The organism is Nonomuraea sp. NPDC048901, assembly GCF_040649695.1.
Taxonomy (GTDB): Bacteria; Actinomycetota; Actinomycetes; order Streptosporangiales; family Streptosporangiaceae; genus Nonomuraea.
This window is the reverse complement of sequence record NZ_JBEZFW010000019.1, coordinates 156768-176005: the sequence shown is the minus strand read 5'-3', so window position 1 is coordinate 176005 and position 19238 is coordinate 156768. Positions and strand designations below refer to the sequence as shown.

Annotated in this window: 17 protein-coding genes; 4 read left to right on the top strand and 13 right to left on the bottom strand. The window is 71.1% G+C overall.

The features are described from left to right. Positions 1–26 precede the first annotated feature (26 nt). The 3 genes from AB0C30_RS46150 to AB0C30_RS46140 are packed head-to-tail and all read left to right on the top strand — an operon-like array spanning position 27 to position 2117. Positions 27–482 (top strand): MarR family transcriptional regulator, encoded by a 456-nt coding sequence (locus tag AB0C30_RS46150; RefSeq protein WP_357956229.1) that lies wholly within the window; start codon positions 27–29, stop codon positions 480–482. Further along, entirely contained in the window at positions 479–1306 is an 828-nt protein-coding gene (locus AB0C30_RS46145) for an ATP-binding cassette domain-containing protein (protein WP_357956226.1), read from the top strand. The genes AB0C30_RS46150 and AB0C30_RS46145 overlap by 4 nt, the downstream gene beginning before the upstream one ends. Then, a complete protein-coding gene (locus AB0C30_RS46140; protein WP_357956223.1) occupies positions 1266–2117 on the top strand; it encodes an ABC transporter permease in 852 nt (283 codons plus the stop codon). Before AB0C30_RS46145 ends, AB0C30_RS46140 begins: the two co-directional genes overlap by 41 nt. A 1-nt stretch (position 2118) precedes the next feature. On the opposite strand, the gene AB0C30_RS46135 is transcribed toward AB0C30_RS46140, so the two are convergent. The 13 genes from AB0C30_RS46135 to AB0C30_RS46075 form a co-directional block, all read right to left on the bottom strand. Beyond that, positions 2119–3351 (bottom strand): amidohydrolase, encoded by a 1233-nt coding sequence (locus AB0C30_RS46135; RefSeq protein ID WP_357956220.1) that lies wholly within the window; start codon positions 3349–3351, stop codon positions 2119–2121. After that, on the bottom strand, positions 3348–5330 hold the full coding sequence (locus AB0C30_RS46130) for a hydantoinase B/oxoprolinase family protein (protein WP_357956217.1): 1983 nt from the start codon (positions 5328–5330) through the stop codon (positions 3348–3350). Before AB0C30_RS46130 ends, AB0C30_RS46135 begins: the two co-directional genes overlap by 4 nt. A 2-nt stretch (positions 5331–5332) precedes the next feature. Continuing rightward, complete coding sequence (locus AB0C30_RS46125; protein WP_357956214.1) at positions 5333–7396, bottom strand: hydantoinase/oxoprolinase family protein; 2064 nt, start codon at positions 7394–7396, stop codon at positions 5333–5335. Next, a complete protein-coding gene (locus tag AB0C30_RS46120; RefSeq protein ID WP_357956212.1) occupies positions 7393–8205 on the bottom strand; it encodes an ABC transporter permease in 813 nt (270 codons plus the stop codon). Before AB0C30_RS46120 ends, AB0C30_RS46125 begins: the two co-directional genes overlap by 4 nt. Beyond that, complete coding sequence (locus AB0C30_RS46115) at positions 8198–9061, bottom strand: ABC transporter permease (protein WP_357956209.1); 864 nt, start codon at positions 9059–9061, stop codon at positions 8198–8200. The genes AB0C30_RS46120 and AB0C30_RS46115 overlap by 8 nt, the downstream gene beginning before the upstream one ends. Then, complete coding sequence (locus tag AB0C30_RS46110) at positions 9058–10227, bottom strand: ABC transporter ATP-binding protein (RefSeq protein WP_357956207.1); 1170 nt, start codon at positions 10225–10227, stop codon at positions 9058–9060. Before AB0C30_RS46110 ends, AB0C30_RS46115 begins: the two co-directional genes overlap by 4 nt. Continuing rightward, entirely contained in the window at positions 10206–11258 is a 1053-nt protein-coding gene (locus AB0C30_RS46105) for an extracellular solute-binding protein (protein ID WP_357956205.1), read from the bottom strand. Before AB0C30_RS46105 ends, AB0C30_RS46110 begins: the two co-directional genes overlap by 22 nt. A 204-nt stretch (positions 11259–11462) precedes the next feature. Further along, positions 11463–12272, bottom strand: coding sequence for an ABC transporter permease subunit (locus AB0C30_RS46100; RefSeq protein ID WP_357956203.1), 810 nt, complete (start codon positions 12270–12272; stop codon positions 11463–11465). Further along, positions 12269–12937: an amino acid ABC transporter permease gene (locus AB0C30_RS46095; protein WP_357956201.1), complete on the bottom strand. Its 669-nt coding sequence runs from the start codon at positions 12935–12937 to the stop codon at positions 12269–12271. Before AB0C30_RS46095 ends, AB0C30_RS46100 begins: the two co-directional genes overlap by 4 nt. A gap of 2 nt (positions 12938–12939) precedes the next feature. Next, entirely contained in the window at positions 12940–13776 is an 837-nt protein-coding gene (locus AB0C30_RS46090; protein ID WP_225292269.1) for a glutamate ABC transporter substrate-binding protein, read from the bottom strand. 9 nt (positions 13777–13785) lie between these two features. After that, entirely contained in the window at positions 13786–14529 is a 744-nt protein-coding gene (locus AB0C30_RS46085) for an amino acid ABC transporter ATP-binding protein (protein ID WP_308016144.1), read from the bottom strand. A gap of 95 nt (positions 14530–14624) precedes the next feature. Further along, positions 14625–15461 carry a glutamate ABC transporter substrate-binding protein gene (locus AB0C30_RS46080; RefSeq protein WP_357956199.1) on the bottom strand — a complete coding sequence of 279 codons (837 nt, stop codon included), beginning with the start codon at positions 15459–15461 and terminating at the stop codon, positions 14625–14627. After that, the gene (locus AB0C30_RS46075; protein WP_357956197.1) at positions 15458–16144 is read right to left on the bottom strand and encodes a response regulator; all 687 of its coding nucleotides are present in this window, start codon (positions 16142–16144) and stop codon (positions 15458–15460) included. The genes AB0C30_RS46080 and AB0C30_RS46075 overlap by 4 nt, the downstream gene beginning before the upstream one ends. 169 nt (positions 16145–16313) lie before the next feature. Here AB0C30_RS46075 and AB0C30_RS46070 point away from each other — a divergent pair, with 169 nt between their 5' ends. Next, complete coding sequence (locus AB0C30_RS46070) at positions 16314–19211, top strand: response regulator (protein ID WP_357956194.1); 2898 nt, start codon at positions 16314–16316, stop codon at positions 19209–19211. Positions 19212–19238 lie beyond the last annotated feature (27 nt).

Below are 19238 nucleotides of genomic sequence, written 5' to 3'. Positions count from 1 at the left end.
TCGTGAGCAGAGCTAATCTTTTTGGGATGAGCACAACGGACCTTCCTGACGCCCTCGTCGGTGTCCTGACCGGTATCCAGCGGCTCATCCGGCGTCGGCTGCGCCAGGGGATGACCGGGCCGCCGCTCCGTGGCGCCCAGGTCGAGTTGCTGCGGCTGGTCGGCGCCAATCCCGGCATCGGCGTCTCGGCGGCGGCCAAGGAGCTCTTTCTGGCGGGGAACTCGGTGTCCACGCTGGTCAATCAGCTCACGGCCGCCGGGCTGCTGCGGCGCGAGATCGGCCATGACGACCGCCGCTCCGCCCGGTTGCTACTCACCCCCGAGGCCGAGGCGCGACTGCGGGCGTGGGAGGAGCGGCGGGCCGCGCTCGTTCGCGAGCGGGTGGAACGACTCAGCGAAGAAGACCGGGTCGCGCTGGCCGCCGCGCTTCCGGCGTTGCGCCGGCTGGCCGAGGGTCTGCAAGAGGAGGCGGAAATGATATGAGTGACGACGCACCGGCCGTCGCCTGTACGGGCCTGCGCTACTCCTTCGGGCAGACCAGGGCCGTGGACGGCCTTGATCTGACGGTCGTCGCCGGTGAGGTGTTCGGTCTGCTCGGTCCCAACGGCGCCGGCAAGACCACCGCCATCCGCTGCGTGACCACACTGCTGCCCATCCCGTCCGGGATGGTGCGGGTTTTCGGGCACGACGCGGCCACCGAGCAGATGGCGGTACGCCGCCTGCTCGGCTACGTACCCCAGCAACTGTCGGCGGACGCGAGCCTGACGGGACGGGAGAACGTCTCCCTGTTCGCCCGCGTCTTCGACGTCCCCCGCCGTGAGCGGGCGGCCCGTGTCGAGCAGGCACTGGAGGCCGTGGGGCTCGGCGACGCCGCCGACCGGATGGCCGCCACCTTCTCCGGCGGCATGGTACGCCGCCTCGAACTCGCCCAGGCGCTGGTCAGCGCGCCGCGCCTGCTCATGCTCGACGAGCCGACGATCGGGCTCGACCCCATCGCCCGCACCAGCGTGTGGGAGCACATCATGGCGGTACGCGCCGCCACCGGGATGACCGTCCTGGTCACCACGCACTACATGGACGAGGCCGACCAATACTGCGACCGGGTCGCGCTCATGCACCAGGGACGCGTACGGGCGCTCGGCACACCGCAGCAGCTCACCGACGACCTGCGGGCCCGCCTCGGCGACGGCTCGGCCCCGACGCTGGAGGACGTCTTCCGTGACGTCGCCGGCAGCGGCCTCGGCGACGGAGGAGGGGAGTTTCGCGATGTCCGACGTACCCGCACCACTGCCACTCGACTCGGCTGACAGGAGCGGCTTCGACCTGCTGCTCGTTCCGCCGCGTGCCCGCACCGGGTGGCGGGTGCTGCCCGCCAGGGTCGCCGCGATGTGCGTGGTGGAGCTGCAGAAGCTGCGCCACGATCGCACCGAGCTGTACACCCGCGCGATCCAGCCGGCCCTGTGGCTGTTGATCTTCGGCGAGACCTTCACCCGCATCAAGGCGATCCCCACCGAGGGCATCCCGTACCTCGACTATCTGGCGCCCGGGATCATCGCCCAGTCCACCATGTTCATCGCCATCTTCTACGGCATCCAGATCATCTGGGAACGCGACTCGGGTGTCTTGACCAAGCTCCTGGTCACGCCGACGCCGCGGGCCGCGCTGGTCACCGGCAAGGCGTTCGCCGCCGGGGTCAAGGCGATGATCCAGGCGGTGGTCGTGGTGCTCATCGCCGCGCTGCTGGGCGTGAGCATGACCTGGAACCCGGTACGCCTGGCCGGGGTCATCGTGGCCGTGGTGCTCGGCTCGGCGTTCTTCTCCTGCCTGTCGGTGACGATCGCCGGGATCGTGCTGACCCGCGACCGGCTGATGGGCATCGGGCAGGCCATCACGATGCCGTTGTTCTTCGCGTCCAACGCGCTCTACCCGACCACGGCCATGCCCGACTGGCTGCGGTACATCAGCGTGGTCAACCCGCTCAGCTACCAGGTCGACGCGCTGCGCGGGCTGCTGCTCGGCATCCCCACGAACCTGCCGCTGGACTTCGCGGTGCTGCTCGCGGCCGCGGCGCTCGGCATCACGGCGGCCTCCTGCCTGCTGGGGCGGCTGGCGCGGTAACTCACCGGCTCAGCCAGGTGAGGGCGCCGGTGACCAGGGCTTCGACGCCCATCGGCAGGGTGGGGGAGATCAAGGGGGCGAAGAAGGGGGAGTGGTTGCCCGGTACGTCCTCGGCCAGGCGGCCCTCCCGCTCGGCGCGCGCGTACTGGGACGGATCGATGCCACCGAGACCCCAGAAGACGGAAGGCACCCCGGCGGCGGTGCCGAAGACGCCGAAGTCCTCGCTGCCCATCATCGGCGCCAGGTCGGCCACCCGGGCGGCCCCGAAGCGGGTGGTGAAGGCGCCGGTCACGTCGGCGGTGGCGCCGGGGTCGTTGGCGGTCAGGGGGAAGGCGTTGAGGGTGTGGAACGAGGGCGGCCGGGGCGCGCCGGACGCCGCGGCCTCGGCGTTGACGACGCGTTCGATCGCGGCCAGCAGGGTGCGGCGGACCTCGGGGGAGAAGGTGCGGATGTTGAGCGTGATGGACGCCTCGTCGGCGATGACGTTCTCCTTGTGGCCCGCGTGGATCTGGGCCACCGTCAGCACGGCGCGCTCGAAGGGGGACACCTCACGGGAGACCACCGTCTGCAGGCGCATCACGATGGCCGCGGCCAGGATCACGGGGTCGACCGTACGTTCCGGCTGAGAGCTGTGCCCGCCCCTGCCGTACAGGCGGATCTCCATGCTGTCGGCGGCGCCCAGGATCTCTCCCGACCGGATGAACACCGTGCTCGCCGGTCGCGGGAGGACGTGCTGCCCGAGGACGACGGCCGGCCGGCCGGTCAGGTCGAACAGCCCGTCGTCCACCATGGCCTGAGCCCCGGCCGCGATCTCCTCCGCGGGCTGGAACAGCGCCACGAGCGTGCCCGCCCACTGGTCGCGGCCCGCCGACAGCAGGTGCGTGGCCCCGGACAAGCAGGCCACGTGCATGTCGTGGCCGCAGGCGTGCATGAGTCCGTCATTGGTGCTCGCGTACGGCAGGCCGGTGCGTTCCAGCACCGGCAGGGCGTCCATGTCGGCGCGCAGCGCGACCGTCGGCCCCTCCCCGTTGCGCAGGACGCCCGCCACGCCGGTGCCGCCGATGCCGGTGCGCACCTCGAACCCGGCCTCCCGCAGGCGATCGGCGGCGATGCCCGCCGTGCGCTTCTCCTCGAAGGCGGGCTCGGGGTGCTGGTGCAGGTCCCGGTAGAGCGCGGCGAGCTCGTCCCGGGCCGCGTCGTCGAGCCGGCCCATCACCGCGTCGATTCCCCTCATGCGAGTCCTTCCAGCGTGATGATCTCCTTGATGAGGGTACGGCGGGCGGTGTCGAGCTGGTCCGGGGCAGGGGTGATTCGGGGGAAGCCGTCGGGCAGTTCGCGGAGTACGGCGTGGTACAGGGCGCTACGGCGAGGCTGACGCGCCGGTCGCGGCAGGCGGAACAGCGCGGCCACCAGCCGGTCCACGGTGCCGGTGTCGAAGACGGACTCCCACGCCTGCCGCTCGGGCCCGAATCCGAAGCCCTCGCGAGGGTCGAGCAGCCGGGTCGCGGCGGTGGCCGCCTCATCGACCGCGAGCCCGACATCGGTGCTGTCGAGCACCACGCCGTACTCGCGCGCCGCCGCTTCAGGCGAGACCACCCCGCGCTCCACGTCGCGCAGGACGGCGGCGGGGTCCCTGGTGTACGGGTCGCCGTAACCGCCCGCGCCCGAGGTCAGGAGGGTGATGACGTCCCCACGCTCCAGCGGCAGCACATCGATCTTGAGATGCCGGCGCTCTCCCGGCGTGCCCGGGTTGACGATCAGCTCCGTAGGCGCGCCGGGACCGCCGCCCCGCACGCCCCACGGGCGGAAGCACAGCCGTTCCAGCCCCCGGGCCAGCAGTTTCGAGCCGTCGTCCAGCACGCGGAAGGTCAGTTCGAGACCGCAGCCGCCGCGCCAGCGCCCGGCGCCCCCGGAGTCCGCCCGCAGGCCGTAGCGGAGGATCTCGACGCCGATCTCCGTCTCGACTGTCTCCACCGGGTTGTTGGACAGGTTGGAGATACCGCTGTCGCGGCCGTCCACTCCGTCGGCGCCGTCGCGGGCGCCGGTTCCGCCGACCATCGGCTCCAGCACCTGGACGTTCTGCTGCTCGGCCACTACGACGGGCACCACCAGGCCGCTGGAGGCCGCCGGGAGGATCGCCGGAGCGGCGAGCCCCAGCGCGCCGCCGACGGCGTCGTTGACGCGGGACGCCGAGGCATGCCGTACGCCCACGGCCGCCGGGCGCACCGGGTTGACCAGCGAGCCCTCCGGCGCGGTGACGCTGATCGGCTCGATGAGCCCGGCGTTGAGCGCGATGCCCGGGTCGAGCGTGCAGATGAGCGCGAGCACCCGGGTGGTGATCCAGGCGTGCGGCCGGCCCAGGGTCGCGATGTTGAAGGCCGCGGCGACCTGCGGATCCGTACCGGTGAAGTCGAGATGCAGCTCGCCCGCGTCGAGGGTCGCGGTGACCGACAGGCGTACCGGGATGCTGGAGACCGCGTCGTCGTCGAGGTAGTCGACGAACCGGTAGGTGCCGTCGTCGAGCCGGGACAGGGCGGCCCTGGCCTTGCCCGCGGTGTAGGAGACCAGGTCGTCCTGCGCCGCGAGCACCGTGTCCACGCCGTGCTGGGCGATGACGCCCGCGAGCCGTTCGCGGCCGGTGCGCAGGGCGGCGAGCATGGCCCGGATGTCGCCCTGGTTGGCTTCCGGCGTGCGGCTGTTGGCCGTGATCAGCGCCTCCACGTCGCGGCTCGGCTCGCCCGCCCTTACCAGCTTGACCGGCGGGATCTGCAGGCCCTCCTGGTAGATCTCGTCGTTGATCGGCGACAGGCTGCTCGGCACCCGGCCGCCGATGTCCGAGCAGTGGATGAACGCCCAGCCGTAGCCGACCACCTCGCCCTCATGGAAGTACGGCTCGATGACCTGGATGTCGGTGAGGTGGGTGGCGAGGCCGCCGGACCGGTACGGGTCGTTGGTGATGATCACGTCGCCCGGTTCCAGCGGCCCGGCGCTCCGTACCGCCTCCAGGAGGTTCAGCCCGACGAACCCCGACACGCCGATGCCGCGCGGGTAGGCGACGAAGCCGCCGTCGAGTCCGGCGAGCGCGCAGCAGAAGTCGGCGGTCTCCTTGACGTACAGAGACCGGCTCGTACGCTGCAGCGTCAGGCACATCTCCGCGGTCAGGGCGCTCAGCCGGTTGCCGACGATCTCCAAGGTGACGGGGTCGAGCCGCACGATCAGGCCTTTCGATGTAGATGCAGGTTCCCGGCGCCGTCCACGTCCCCGGACCAGCCGGGCGGGACGACCACGGTGGTGTCGTCCTGCTCGACGATCGCCGGGCCGTCGAACGCGTCGCCCACGCCCAGGGTCGTCCGCAGGTGGACGTCGGCGGCGTGCCACGCGCCGGCGAGCAGGACCTGCCTGCGGCCGTGCGGGGTGGGACGTCCCGTTCCCGGGCGTACAGCGGCGGACGGCAGCTCGGCCACCGGCCCGACGACGCCCAGCCTGGCGGTGCCCAGCTCGATGGGGGCGTGCTGGTCGCGGAAGCCGTACAGACGCTCGTGCTCGGCGTGGAACGCCTCGGAGATCGCCGCCACCTCGAACCGGCCGGGATCCAGGGCGACACGGAGCTCGTACGCCTGGCCGGAGTAGCGCATGTCGGCCGAGTAGGACAGCGAGGAGCCTGCCGCGGCGGCGGACTGTTCGGTGAGCCAGGCGCGGGCCTGGCCGGACAGTTCGCCGAGGATGTCGGCGAGGCGGGCGGCGCTCGTGGGGTCGAGGCGGCGGCGCAGGCTGCGGGCGAAGTCGCGGCGCAGGTCGGCGCCCGCCGCGCCCAGGGCGCAGAAGGTGGCGGCCGTGGGCGGTACCACGATGTGGGTGATGCCGACCTCGTCGGCGAGCATCGCGGCGTGGGTCGGGCCCGCGCCCCCGAACGGGACGAGGGTGAACAGCCGGGGGTCGAGGCCGCGCTGGGCCATGATCTTCTGGAGCTCGGTGGCCATGCCCGCCGTGGCCACCCGCAGCGCGCCCGAGGCGACTCGGTGCGCCGCCTCCTCAGCGGCGCCGTCCCCCGCGGAGCCCAGGCGGGTGGCGAGGTCGGCGAGGGACTTGCCGGCGGCGTCCGCGTCGAGCCGCATCCGGCCCCCGAGGAACGTCGCCGGATCGATCAGCCCGGTCGCCAGGTAACAGTCGGTCACCGCCGGACGGTCCCCGCCCCGGCCGTACGCCACCGGGCCGGGCTCGGCCCCGACGCTCTCGGGCCCGACCTTGAGCACCCCTTGATCGTCCACCCGGACGACGGACCCGCCGCCCGCCCCGATCGCGCTCACCGCGACGACGGGCACGATCAGCGGCAGCCCGCCGACCGTGGTGTGCGTCGCGAGTTCGGGCGAACCGTTGACGGTCACGGCGATGTCGCTGCTGGTGCCGCCCATGTCGAAGGTGACGATGGCGCCCATGCCGAGCCGGGCGGCCGCGGCCACTCCGGCGGCCGGGCCGGACAGCACGGTCTCGATGGGCCGTTCGGCGGCGGAGCGCAGGCTCATCGACCCGCCGTTGGACGCGCTGATGAAGATGGGGGCGGGCACGCCCAGCGCGCGTACCCGGCTCTCCAGCCGTCCGAAGTAGTCGCGCATCAGCGGCTGGATGTAGGCGTTGAGGCAGGCCACCAGCGCCCGCTCGTACTCGCGTACCTCGGGCCAGACAGTCGCGGAGGCCATCAGCGGCAGCTCCGGGAGCCGCGCCCGCAGGCCGGCCGCGACGCCCTCCTCGAAGTCCGGGTCGGTGTAGCCGTGCAGGACCAGGACCGCCGCCGCGTCGGCCCCGATGGCGCGCAGCCGGGCGGCGACGCGGTCCAGTTCCGGCGCGTCCGGTTCGGCCACCGGCACGCCGCCGGGGCCCAGCCGGGCGGAGATCTCGACGATCCGGTCACGCGGGACGAGTGGTTCCTCCTTGCCCGCGTACAGGTCGAAGGAGGACGGCATGCGGCTGCGGCCGATCTCCAGGATGTCCCGGTAGCCCTCGGTCACGACCAGGGCGATCCGCGCGCCACGGCGCTGGATGATGGCGTTCAGCCCGATCGTGGTGCCGTGCGTGATACCGCCGATCTCCTCGGGCCGCAGGCCGGCCTGCGCGAGGATGGCCGCCAGCCCGTCCGCGACGGCTCTGGAGGGGTCGGCGGGCATGCTCGGCTCCTTGTGGTGGACCACCAGGCCGCGTTCCGGTACGGCGGCGACGAGGTCGGTGAACGTGCCCCCGACGTCGATGCCGATCCGCGCCATCAAGGGAACAGCCGTAGTCACAAAGCCTCCGAAATACGAGCGAACCTATCGGCGATCACCATCACGACCACGCTCGCGGCCATGAGGAGCGTGGACACCGCGGCCATCGACGGGTCGAGCTGGTACTGCACGGCCGAGAAGATCCGCAGCGGCACCGTCGTGGTGTTGGCACCGGCCACCAGAGCCGTCACGGCCACCTCGCCCAGCGACGTGACCGCGGCGAGGATCGCGCCCGCGAGGATGCCCGGCCGCAGCAGCGGCAGCGTCACGGTGAAGAAGACCCGGGCCCGGCCCGCGCCCAGGCTGGTCGCGGCCCGTTCGAGAGCCGGGTCGAGGTTCGCCGCGCTCACCATGACCGCGCGCACCACGAAGGGCAGCGCGACCAGCGAATGGGCCAGCCACAGCCCGGGGACGCTGTTGATCAGGCCGACGCCGTGGAAGTAGTAGAGCAGACCGAGCGCGGTGATGATCTCCGGGACCATCAGCGGCGACAGCGCCAGCCCCTGAAGCAGCCGCCGCCCGGGGAAGGAGCCCCGCGCCAGACCGTAGGCGGCGAGGGTGCCGATCACCACGGTCGTCGGTACGACCATGAGCACGAGGATCCCGCTCAGCCGGAACGACACCTGCCAGTCGGGCGAGCCGAGCACCTCGGCGTACCAGCGCAGTGACAGCCCGGACGGCGGGAAGGCCATCGAGGCGTCCCGGTTGAACGAGCTCACCACCAGCACCACCAGCGGCGCGATCAGGAACAGGAAGACGGCCGTCGCGCAGGCGCCGCCCAGCAGCCCCACGGCCCTGTCGTAGCCGAACCTCCGTCGCCGCTCAGCCATGGAGCCGCCGTTCCCAGATCCGGAACCCGCCCGCGAGCAGCGTCGTGGACAGGAGCGTGAGCGCCAGCAGCGCGAAGCTGAGCGCGGCCGCGACCGGATAGTTGAACACCGTCTCCACCTGGTCGTAGACGCGGATGCCGGCCAGCGGCTGGGTGACGCCGCCGACCAGCAGCGGCGTGATGTAGATCCCCATGGCGAGGGCGAAGACGATGAGCGCACCGGTGACCACGCCGGGCAGGCTGAGCGGCACCGTGACCCGCAGGAACGTCCGTACCGGCCCGGCGCCCAGCGTCTGGGAGGCCCGGTGCAGGTTGTGGTCCAGCCCGCCGAGGGCGGTCGTGAGCGGGATGATCGCGAACGGCAGCAGCACGTGCGTCACGGCGATCACGACCGACGGGTAGCTGGTGAGCAGCCGCGCGGGCTCGTCCCGCAGGCCGGTGGCGACGAGCAGCCGGTTCACGACCCCGTTGCCGGACAGCAGGACGACCCATCCGTAGGTGCGTACGACCACGCTGGTCAGCAGCGGCGAGATCACGATGACGAACAGCAGGGTGCGCATCGTCCCGGGGGCGCGGCGGGCCAGGACGTACGCGGCCGGGTACGCGAGCAGCACGCACAGAGTCGCCACCAGCAGCGCGGTGGCCAGGGTCTCCAGCAGCGAGCCGTAGAAGTAGGGCTCGGTGAAGACCCGCTTGTACTGGTCGAGGGTGAAGCCGGGCAGCGCCGTGTTGTAGGAGTCGACCGGGCTGAAGCTGAGCCGGAGCAGCTCCACGAGCGGCACCAGGAACAGCGCCGTCAGGAAGACGACCAGCGGAGCCACGTACGTCAGACCGGCCCATCGTTTGGCACGGGTCATCCGCCCGCCCCCACGTCTCCGTCCGCGCTCACGTCTCCGGCGTCTCCGGTGGCTCCCACGTCTTCGCCCGATCCCGCTCCCGTGTCGAGGACGATCACGTCCGCCGGGTCCCAGTGCGCGACGACGCCCGAGCCCGCGCCCGGTGGGTCGGCGGAGTCGGCGCCCGTGTCGGCGACCTGCACGGTCAGCGTGCGCCCGTTCGCCAGCCGCACCTCCACGTGCCAGGCGTCGCCCGCGAAGGCGCGGTAGCCCACGGTCCCGGGAACGCCCTGGCCATCAGCGCCCAGCCGGATGCGTTCGGGACGGATCGCGACCACAGCCCGGCCGCCCTGCCGGACCGGTAGCGGGCCGGCGTCGAGCAGGATCCCGTCCACGTCGAGCCGGCCGTCGGCCACCGTGCCCTCCAGGACGTTGGCCGCGCCGATGAACTGCGCGACGAACCGGGTCGCCGGCCGGCGGTAGACCTCGTCGGGGGTGCCGAGCTGCTCGATCCGGCCGCCGTTCATGACCGCGATCCGGTCGGACAGAGCCAGCGCCTCCTCCTGGTCGTGGGTGACGAAGACCATCGTGGTGCCGATGCGGCGCTGGATGGCCCGCAGCTCCACCCGCATCTCCCTGCGCAGCTTGGCGTCGAGGTTGGACAGCGGCTCGTCGAGCAGCAGGACGGCGGGCCGGATGGCGAGGGCGCGGGCGAGGGCCACCCGCTGCTGCTGCCCGCCGGACAGCTGCCGGGGGCGGCGGTCCGCGTAGCCCTCCAGGCCGACGAGGCGCAGGGCCTCGCGTACCCGCTCCTCCCGCTCGGCCCGGTCCAGCCGCCGGATCCGCAGCCCGTACGCCACGTTGCCGGCGACGGTCATGTGCGGGAACAGCGCGTAGCTCTGGAAGACCATGCCGAGCCCCCGCCGGTACGGCGGGCGGTCCGTCACGTCGGCGCCGTCGATCACGATCCGCCCGGCCGTCGGCTGCACGAAGCCGGCGACACAGTTGAGCAGGGTCGTCTTGCCGCAGCCACTGGGCCCGAGTATCGAGAGGAACTCGCCCTTGCGGATCGACAGCCGCTCCAGTTCGAGCACGCGGGCGCCCTCGTAGCCGGCGGCCAGGCCCTCGATCTCGACGTGTCCGGCGCCTTCCTCGGGCAGTTCGATCAGCCGAAGATCTGGTTCCACCGCTGCTGCCATTCGTTCAGCTTGGGGGTCGCGACCGCGTAGTCGACCCAGATGAACTTGCGATAGACCTCGGGTCCGTGCTGCACCCGCTGGTCGAACTCCTTGCTGTAGGTGATCGTGTCGTTCCCGGCGGCGTACCAGGTGCCCTCGGCGAAGGGCTTCTGGTTGGGCGCCGCAGTCAGGTAGTCGAGGAACTTGGTGGCGAGAACGGTCTTCGCCGTGCCGGCGGCGACGAAGTACGAGGTCAGCGCGCCCACCGGACCGGACTTGGGATAGGTGTAGCCGATCGGCGAGCCGGCCTGCTCCATGGCGAAGGCGCGGCCGTCCCAGAAGGGCATGATCCAGGCGTCGCCGTTCTCCATGACCGTGGCGGCGTTGCCGGCGTTGGCCGGGAACGACGACACGCAGCCCTTCAGCTTCGCCAGCTGGGTGAACGCCTTGTCCACCGCGGCGGGGTCGGACAGCTTGCCGCCCTGGGAGGTGACCAGGGCGGAGAAGAACTCCAGGCCCGGGTTGTAGGTCAGGGGCGGCAGCGCGACATGGCCGCAGTACTGCTTGTCGAAGATGTCCGACCAGTCGGCGGGCGGATTCTTGATCTTGTCGGTCCGGTACATCAGCCCGGTCGAACCCGTGGTGAGCGGCACCCCGTACTGCTTGCCGTCATAGGCGGACTTCTCGGTCAGTACGGGGTCCAGCTCCTTCCAGTGCGCCAGCCGGTCGGTCGGAAGCGGCTGGAGCAGGCCGGTGGCCGCGGCGGGGCGCGAGGCGTCGGGCGTGAAGGCGATGACGTCGAACGGCGGGTTCTCCCCGCCGGCCGCGCGCAGCTTGGTGAGCCATTCGGCGTTCGCGCCGTAGACGAGGTTCACCTTGACGCCGGTGTCACGCTGGAACGGCTCGACGAACGACTTCTTGAACAGCTCACCCCAGGCACCCGCGAACGCGGTGACCGTGATCTCCTGCTTCGCCGCATTCGTCGAGCCGCCGCCCGTGTCCACTCCACCGCACGCCGCGAGCCCCAGCACGATCGCCACGCCCGCTGCCGCAAGGCGTGTTGTTCCGCCCCTCATCAATCCCTCTCTGTCTGAGCCGCCGGTCAGGCCCGAAGACAAAAACCGACTATAACAGTCGGAATGATGGGTTACTTTACCCTATGCCGAGTTTGGGCTGGTGCGCCCCATACCCCACTTATTGCGATGTATGGCAGTCTGACTGGCTGTATGGGGTAAATGGCGGGGTCACCGCCGGCTGAGCCAGTGAGCGAGCCGGTCCAGCGACAGGTTGATGCCGATGAAGATGGCCGCGATGAGGATGGCCGCCGGGATGACGTTCGAGAAGTTGGCCGCGATCCCGTTCAGCCCCCGGTCCACCAACTCGTCGTAGCCCACGATCAACCCGAGCGCCGAGTCCTTCAGCAGTACCACGAACTGGCTGATCACGGCCGGCATCATGGCCCGGAACGCCTGCGGCAGCAGCACCAGCCGCATGACCTGCCCCTTGCGCAGCCCGATCGCGTGGGCCGCCTCCGCCTGGCCGCGGGGCAGGCTCAGCACCCCGGCCCGGATGATCTCGGCGATCACCGACCCGTTGTAGAAGGTCAGTCCGAACACCACGGCGGTGAAGGCTGAGACGTTGGACCCGGTAAAAACGTAGGACCCGAAGAAGGCGAAGAAGATGAGCAGCAGCAGCGGCACGGCCCGGAAGAACTCGACCACGGCCGCCGCCGGCCACCGGATCCACCGGTGGTCCGAGAGGCGGGCCGTCGCGAAGACCAGCCCGAACAGGCCCGCCAGCACGACGCCCGCCACTGCCGCGGCCAGTGTGCCCGCCAGTCCCGGCAGGATGAAGGTGGTCCACACCTCCGGCCGCAGCAACGGCGTCCACTTGCCGGCCGCCCACTGCTCCTTGGCGTCGAAGCGTACATAGGTCACATAGGCCAGCCCCAGCAGGACCAGCGCGATGACCCCGGCCAGCACCCGGTTGCGCCGCGCGCCGCGCGGCCCCGGCGTCTCGTAGAGGTTGGCGTAGCTCACCGGGCCACCGCTCATCGGGCCACCGCCAAGCGCCGTGACAGCCAGCCGAACAGCAGGCCCATGGGCAGGCACAGCAGCACGAACCCGGCCGCGAACCCGAGGAAGATCTGCATCACCTGGTCTCCGTACGTCTCGATCATCTCCCGCATCCGCACCGACGCCTCGCTCACGCCCACCACGAGCGCGATCGTGGTGTTCTTGGTCAACGCGATCAGGATGCTGCCCAGCGGCGCGATCACCGCGCGGAACGCCTGCGGCAGCGTGATCAGCCCCAGCGTCTGGAGGAAACCGAGCCCGAGCGAGCGCGCGGCCTCGGCCTGGCCGACCGGCACGGTGTTGATGCCCGCGCGCAGCGCCTCGCAGACGAACGCCGAGGTGTAGGCCGTCAGGCCGATGCAGGCCAGCCAGAAGTTGTTGGTCGCGATGTCGGACGAGAGCTCCACGCCCAGGTTCGCGCCGACGCCGAGGCCGGTGAACAGCAGCAGCAGCGTCAGCGGGGTGTTACGGGCCACGGCCACGTAGACGCCGGCGGCGCGGCGCAGGGTCGCCAGCGGCGCCACGCGCATGGCCGTCAGCAGCGTGCCGAGCACCAGCGAGCCGAGCGCGCTCACCGCCGTCAGCCGCACGGTCATCCAGAAGGCCGCGACGACGGTGTCCCACTCCAGGAGCAGCGCGTCCATGATCAGTACTGCTCCAGCTTCGGGGCCTCCGGCACGGTGAAGCCGGCTCCGCCGAAGCTGCTCTCCAGCGCCTTCTTCCAGCTACCGTCGGCGAACATCGTGGTCAGCGCCTCGTTGACGGCCTTGCGGCCCGCCGAGTCGTCTTTCTTGAGCCCGATGCCATACTTCTCCGTGCTGAACGGCTTGCCGACCAACTTGAGCTTGCCGGTGTGCTGGGCGGCGTACCCGGCGAGGATCACGTTGTCCGTGGTGATCGCGTCGAGCTGGCCGCCGAGCACCCGGTCCACGCACGCGGAGTAGGTCCGCTCCTCCTGCAACTGCACCTGCTTGGCGTAGCTCTCCTTGACCTTCTGCGCCGGGGTCGAGCCGGCGACCGAGCACAGCTTCTTGCCGTTCAGCGTGTCGGGGCCGGTCAGCGCCGTGTCGTCCGCCCTGACCAGCAGATCCTGACCGGCCACGAAGTACGGTCCGGCGAAGGAGACCTTCTGCTTGCGCGCGTCGGTGATGGAGTACGTCGCCACCACCATGTCCACCTGGCCCTGCTGCAGGAACGCCTCCCGGTTGGCCGACACCGTCTCCTTGAACGTGATGTCCTTGGCCTCGACGCCGAGCGACTTGGCCACGTACTTGGCGACCTCGATGTCGAACCCGGAGAAGCCGCCGTCCGGCGTCCGCAGGCCGAGCCCCGGCTGGTCGGCCTTCACCCCGATGACCAGCTTCTTGTCGTTCTTGGCCTTGTCCACGACCGAGTCGTAGGTGTCCTGGCCGCCGCCGCAGGCAGTGGCGGTGGCGGTCAGGGCGACGACGGCGAACACCGCGTAAAGGGATCTTCCAAACATGACGCGTCCTTAGTGAGTGAGGATCTTGGCGAGGAACGACTTGGCGCGCTCGCTGCGCGGGGTGCCGAAGAAGTCGTCCGGGGCGTTCTGCTCGACGATCTCGCCGTCGGCCATGAACACCACGCGGTCCGCGGCCCGGCGGGCGAAGCCCATCTCGTGCGTGACGACGACCATGGTCATGCCCTCGCGGGCCAGCGCCGTCATCACCTCGAGCACCTCGTTGACCATCTCCGGGTCGAGCGCCGAGGTGGGCTCGTCGAACAGGAGCACCTTCGGCTCCATGGCCAGCGCGCGGGCGATCGCGACGCGCTGCTGCTGGCCACCTGACAACTGCGCGGGGAACTTGCCCGCCTGGCCGCCGATGCCGACGCGCTCCAGCAGCTCGTACGCCTTCTTCTCGGCGTCCGCCCTGCTCTTCTTCAGTACGTGGACCTGCCCGAGCACGACGTTCTCCAGGACCGTCTTGTGCGCGAACAGGTTGAACGACTGGAACACCATGCCGACCTCGGCTCGCAACCGGGCCAGCTGCCGCCCCTCCTCGGGCAGCGGCGTGCCGTCGATCGTGATGGTGCCGGAGTCGATGGTCTCCAGCCGGTTGATCGCGCGGCACAGGGTGGACTTGCCGGCGCCCGACGGGCCGATGATCACCACGACCTCGCCCCGCCGTACGCTCAGCTCGACGTCCCTGAGCACGTGATGATCGCCGAAGCGCTTGTTGACCTGGTCGAGGACGACCAGCCCTTGATCGGACACGGGTGATGCTCCTTCCGTCCGCGTTGGCGCAACGGTAGGAGCGGCTTGTGTCACGCAGAGGGTTGTGCGCGTTCTGCTCAGTGATTGACCGGCCGTCAGTGAGTGACGGGCGGCTTGGCCTGTGCGGCGGTCGCGCCGGACAGGCCGATGGTGTCCCTGAACGCCCGATCCCACCGGCCGTCTCGCAGACAGCGCCCGATCAGCCCGCTGAGGTAGTCGCGGAACACCACGTCCTCCTTGCGGACGCCCATGCCGTACGGTTCGCGGCCGAACGGCCGGCCGACCAGCCTGAGCGCGTCCGGCCGCCGGTTCACCAGGCCGAGCAGGATCGTGTCGTCGGTGCTGATGGCGTCGATGCGGCCGGCTGTGAGGGCGGGCACGCATTCGCTGGAGTTGTCGACCACCACCAGTCGGGCGCCGGGCACGCGGTCCCGCAGCCGGTCCAGGGAGGTGGAGCGGGTGGTCGTGCACACCGCCCGGCCGTCGAGGTCCGCCACGTCGTCGATGCGCTTGTCCCCGGCTCTGACCAGCACGTCCTGCCCGGCTTGGTAATAGGGCTCGGTGAAACCGACGACCTGGCTCCTGGCCGGCGTGATGGAGTAGGTGGCGATGACGAGGTCCACCACCCCCTGCCGCAGGAAGTCCTCGCGCTGGACCGGCAGGGTCTCCACGAAGCGGACGTTGCGCTCACTGCCGGTCAGGTCCTTGGCGACCATCCTGGCCATCTCCGCGTCGAACCCGGTGATCCGCCCGCTGTCCGGATCCTTGAACCCGAACAGCGGGTAGTCGAACTTGATCCCCACCGTGAGCAGGCCGTTTCGCTGGACGCGGGCCATGGTGGAGCCCTCGGGGAACGCGGGCTCTCCGGAGGAGCCGCAGGCCGCCAGCGCCAGGCACGCGAGTACGGCGAGCAGCGCCCTGACCGGCTTCACCGCACCCAGTACCGGTGCTGCGGGCGGCCCGTCGGTCCGTACCTCAGCCTGGCCTCGACCTGTCCCCGTTCGACCAGGTGTTCCAGGTAGCGGCGGGCGGTCGCCCTGCTGACGCCGATGGCCTCGGCGAGTTCGTGCGCCGACAGGTCGTCCTGGGCCGCGGCCAGCCCGTCGAGCACCGCCTGCTCGGTCGCCGCCGAGATGCTCTTCGCCCGGGGAGACGCGTCCAGATGCAGCGAGCGGAAAATCCGGTCGATCTCCTGCTGCTCGACGAACCTGCCGCCCGAGCCCAACTGCTCGACCGTCGCCGCGTACCGCAGCAACGTCTGCTCCAGAATCCCGGCCCTGGTCGGCTTGACCAGGTAGTATAGGGCGCCGCGCTGCATGGCCGCGCGCACCGCGGCCGACTCCTTGTGGCCGGAGATCACGATCACGTCGGTGGGTGGCTGGTCCGGGCGCCGCAGCCGGTGCGCGACCTCCAGCCCGGGCAGGTCGGGCAGGTGCAGGTCCAGCAGCACCAGCCGCGGCGCGAACCGGTGGGCGGCGGCGAGCGCCACTTGTCCGGTGTGTGCGATCCCCACCACCTTGAACCCGGAGACACGGTTCACCTGGGCGTGCAACGCGGCGGTCACGACCGGGTCGTCGTCCACGATGAGAACGGTGATGTCCGCCGCTCCAGGCATCGCCACACTCCTAGCTCGACTGTGATCGACGCGGGCATCTTAGGGATGTCGTGTTACAACCAATCGCCTTCTGCTCCTTTTGCTCAGGGCGGGGCTTCGCCCCAAGCTCTTCCCTCCTACTGTGTGATGCGTGTCAGCGGCCGGTGAGCCGTGGGGGAGGTGATCACTGGTGAGAGAGCGCGGATGGCTCCTGGCAGTGACGGCGCTGTGGATTCTGCTCGGCCTGCTCCCGCTGGCGCTGCTGACCTCGTCCAGCATCACGCTGTCGGCGGAAGCGGTCGGCGACGAGGTCGGCGACCGGGTGCGAACCACCGCCTCGGTCAGCCGGGTCGTGGTGGAGCAGCAGCTTGGCTCGCTCAAGCAGCTCGTCAGCGCGTACGCCCAGCGGCCCGCGGTGCGCGCCGCGGCGACCTCTGGCAAGGCGGTGAGCCGCGAGACGATGATCGGGTTCCGCGAGGAACTGGGCAGGATGCGCGCCGGAGTCGGCGGCGTGATCGTGATCGGGCTCCGGGGCGACATCGCCGGCGCCGAGCCGACGAGCGTGCTGCCCCAGGACGTCAGCAGCACCGACTGGTACGTCGCCGTCCGCGATCGCCTGCGACCCTACATCTCCCAGGCGTACACGCCCACGATGCGCGGCGTGTCCAGGGCCGTCGCCGCGGCCGCCGTGATCCCGAGCGCCGACGGCAAGAGCGTGCTGGGCGTCCTGGCCGTCGTCTACAGCCTGGACGCCATCCAGGACTTCGCCTCGCAGGCCGCCGAGGCGCAGGGGATCCGGCTGCTCATCACCGACCAGTCGGGCGTGCTCGTCGCCGACCCCGGCAGGAAGCTCTACGCCCTCACCTCCCTGCGCGAGGACCCCAGGGTGGACGCGGCGCTGGCCGGCCGTACCCTCTTCACCACCCACCACGACGCCGGCGGGAAGGTGCTGTCGGCGTCGGAGCCCATCCCCGACGTCGGCTGGACGGTCACCGCCGAGGTGCCCGCCGACGCGGCGCTCGCCTCGGCCGAGCAACTCCGGGTACGGGTGCTGTCGATCGCCGCCGTCCTGGCGCTGCTGATCCTCATCGGGTTCGGCCTGCAGATCCACACCACGCGCGGCCGGCGCCGGGCGCAACGGACGCTCGCCCGGTACGCCGCCGAGCTGGCCGTGGCCCGGGACGAGGCCGTGAGCGCGTCCGGCGCCAAGTCCGAGTTCCTCGCCAAGATCAGCCACGAGATCCGCACCCCGATCAACGGCGTCCTCGGCATGAACTCCCTGCTGCTGGAGACCCGGCTCGACGGCGAGCAACGCCACTACGCGAGCACGGCGCAGGAATCCGCGCGGAGCCTGCTCCGGCTGCTCGATGACTTCCTCGACCTGTCGAAGATCGAGGCGGGGCATCTGGAGGTGGAGTCGGTGCCGTTCGACCTGCTCCGGCTCTGCGACGAGGTGGTGGCCCCGTTCGCGCCGCACGCCTACCAGCAGGGGCTCTGGCTCACCTCGCGGCTCGGCGACAGCCTGCCGCAACAGGTGCTCGGCGATCCGGTACGTCTCGGGCAGGTGCTCACCAACGTCGTGGGGAACGCGCTGAAGTTCACCGTCAAGGGTGGCGTCGACCTGGAGGTGACCCTCGACGAAGGCGGTCCCGGCGACGACCGGGTCACGCTGCGGTTCACGGTGACCGACACCGGTGTGGGCGTCGGGCAGGGCGACCTGGAGCGGGTCTTCGGCATCTTCCGTCAGGTCGACTCCCCGATCACCCGGCGGACCGGCGGGAGCGGCCTCGGCCTGGCCATCAGCAGGCAGCTTACCGAGCTGATGGGCGGTGAGATCGGGCTGGACAGCGTCGAGGGAGTGGGGAGCCGGTTCTGGGTGACGCTGCCGGTGGACGTACTGACGTGGTCGGCCCCGGCCGCGCCCGCGCTGCGCGGACGGCGGGTGCTCGTCGCCGACGCCCGGCCGGAGGACCTCGCGCTGGCCGGGCGCATCCTGGACGATGCCGGTCTGGTGGTGGAGACGGCCTCCGACGGCCCGGCCGCCCTGGCCGCCCTGCGAGCCGGCGCCGCGGCGGGACGTCCGTTCGACCTGGCGGTCATCGACCTCGACCTCGATTTCGCGTTGGCCGACGGGGAGCCGGCCGATCCGCTGCTCCGAGACGCCGGTGTCGTCGTGCTCGTCACACCGGGGCGCCCGGGGCGCGCCTGGCCGATCTCGGTGGCCGAGCGGACCGTGCAGTCGGTGACCCGGCCGCTCAGCCGCCGCCGGCTGCTCGCCGCCGTAGAGAACGCGCTGACTCCCGCGCAGGGCGCTGGGCCGGGTTCCGTACCTGCCTCCGCGCAGGGCGCTGGGCCGGGTTCCGTGCCTGCCTCCGCGCAGGGCGGCGAAACGCCGGATGTGCCGGTCGACGGCGCCGCACCGGCGCGGATCCTGGTCGCCGAGGACGACGAGGTGAGCCGCCAGGTGGCCGAGCTGGTCCTGCGGAGGGCGGGCCACCACGTCGACTCCGTCGCCGACGGGAAGCAGGCCGTGGCGGCGGTGCTCCTGGGCGGGTACGACCTGGTCTTCATGGACTGCCAGTTGCCGGTTCTCGACGGCCTGGCCGCGACCGCCGAGATCAGGCGGCGCGAGGAGCCGCGCACGCCGATCATCGCGATGACCGCCGCCGCGATGCCGGACGACCGGCTTCGCTGCCTGGCGGTGGGCATGGACGACCACCTGGCCAAGCCGGTGGACTGGCAGTACGTCGTGACCCAGGTGCCGCTGTGGGCCGCCACGTCAGAGGTCCCGCCGGAGCTGGCGGGGCTGTCGCAGGGGGATATCACGGAGATCGCCGAGGTGTTCCTCTCGACGGCCATGGCGATCTATGACGAGCTCCGCCAAGCCGAACGCGGTCAAGACCTGGCCCGGGTGGCCGCGCTCGCGCACCGGTTGAAGGGCAGCTGCGCGACCGTCGGGCTCATCGAGGCGGCCGAGGTGTGCGAACGGGTCGAGGTGTCGGCCATGCGCGGGGTTGCCGAGCGGGAATCGGTCGATCGGCTGGGTGGTTTGTTGCGCGAGCTGCCGACTTGGATGTCAGCAAATTAACCCTGGTGACGGATTTATTAACGTGTG

Coding starts and splice junctions, on each gene's coding strand:
- AB0C30_RS46150 (WP_357956229.1), top strand. CDS start 27: ATGAGCACAACGGACCTTCCTGACGCCCTCGTCGGTGTCCTGACCGGT.
- AB0C30_RS46100 (WP_357956203.1), bottom strand. CDS start 12,272: ATGAGCGGTGGCCCGGTGAGCTACGCCAACCTCTACGAGACGCCGGGG.
- AB0C30_RS46075 (WP_357956197.1), bottom strand. CDS start 16,144: ATGCCTGGAGCGGCGGACATCACCGTTCTCATCGTGGACGACGACCCG.
- AB0C30_RS46095 (WP_357956201.1), bottom strand. CDS start 12,937: ATGGACGCGCTGCTCCTGGAGTGGGACACCGTCGTCGCGGCCTTCTGG.
- AB0C30_RS46115 (WP_357956209.1), bottom strand. CDS start 9,061: ATGACCCGTGCCAAACGATGGGCCGGTCTGACGTACGTGGCTCCGCTG.
- AB0C30_RS46145 (WP_357956226.1), top strand. CDS start 479: ATGAGTGACGACGCACCGGCCGTCGCCTGTACGGGCCTGCGCTACTCC.
- AB0C30_RS46120 (WP_357956212.1), bottom strand. CDS start 8,205: ATGGCTGAGCGGCGACGGAGGTTCGGCTACGACAGGGCCGTGGGGCTG.
- AB0C30_RS46140 (WP_357956223.1), top strand. CDS start 1,266: ATGTCCGACGTACCCGCACCACTGCCACTCGACTCGGCTGACAGGAGC.
- AB0C30_RS46135 (WP_357956220.1), bottom strand. CDS start 3,351: ATGAGGGGAATCGACGCGGTGATGGGCCGGCTCGACGACGCGGCCCGG.
- AB0C30_RS46090 (WP_225292269.1), bottom strand. CDS start 13,776: ATGTTTGGAAGATCCCTTTACGCGGTGTTCGCCGTCGTCGCCCTGACC.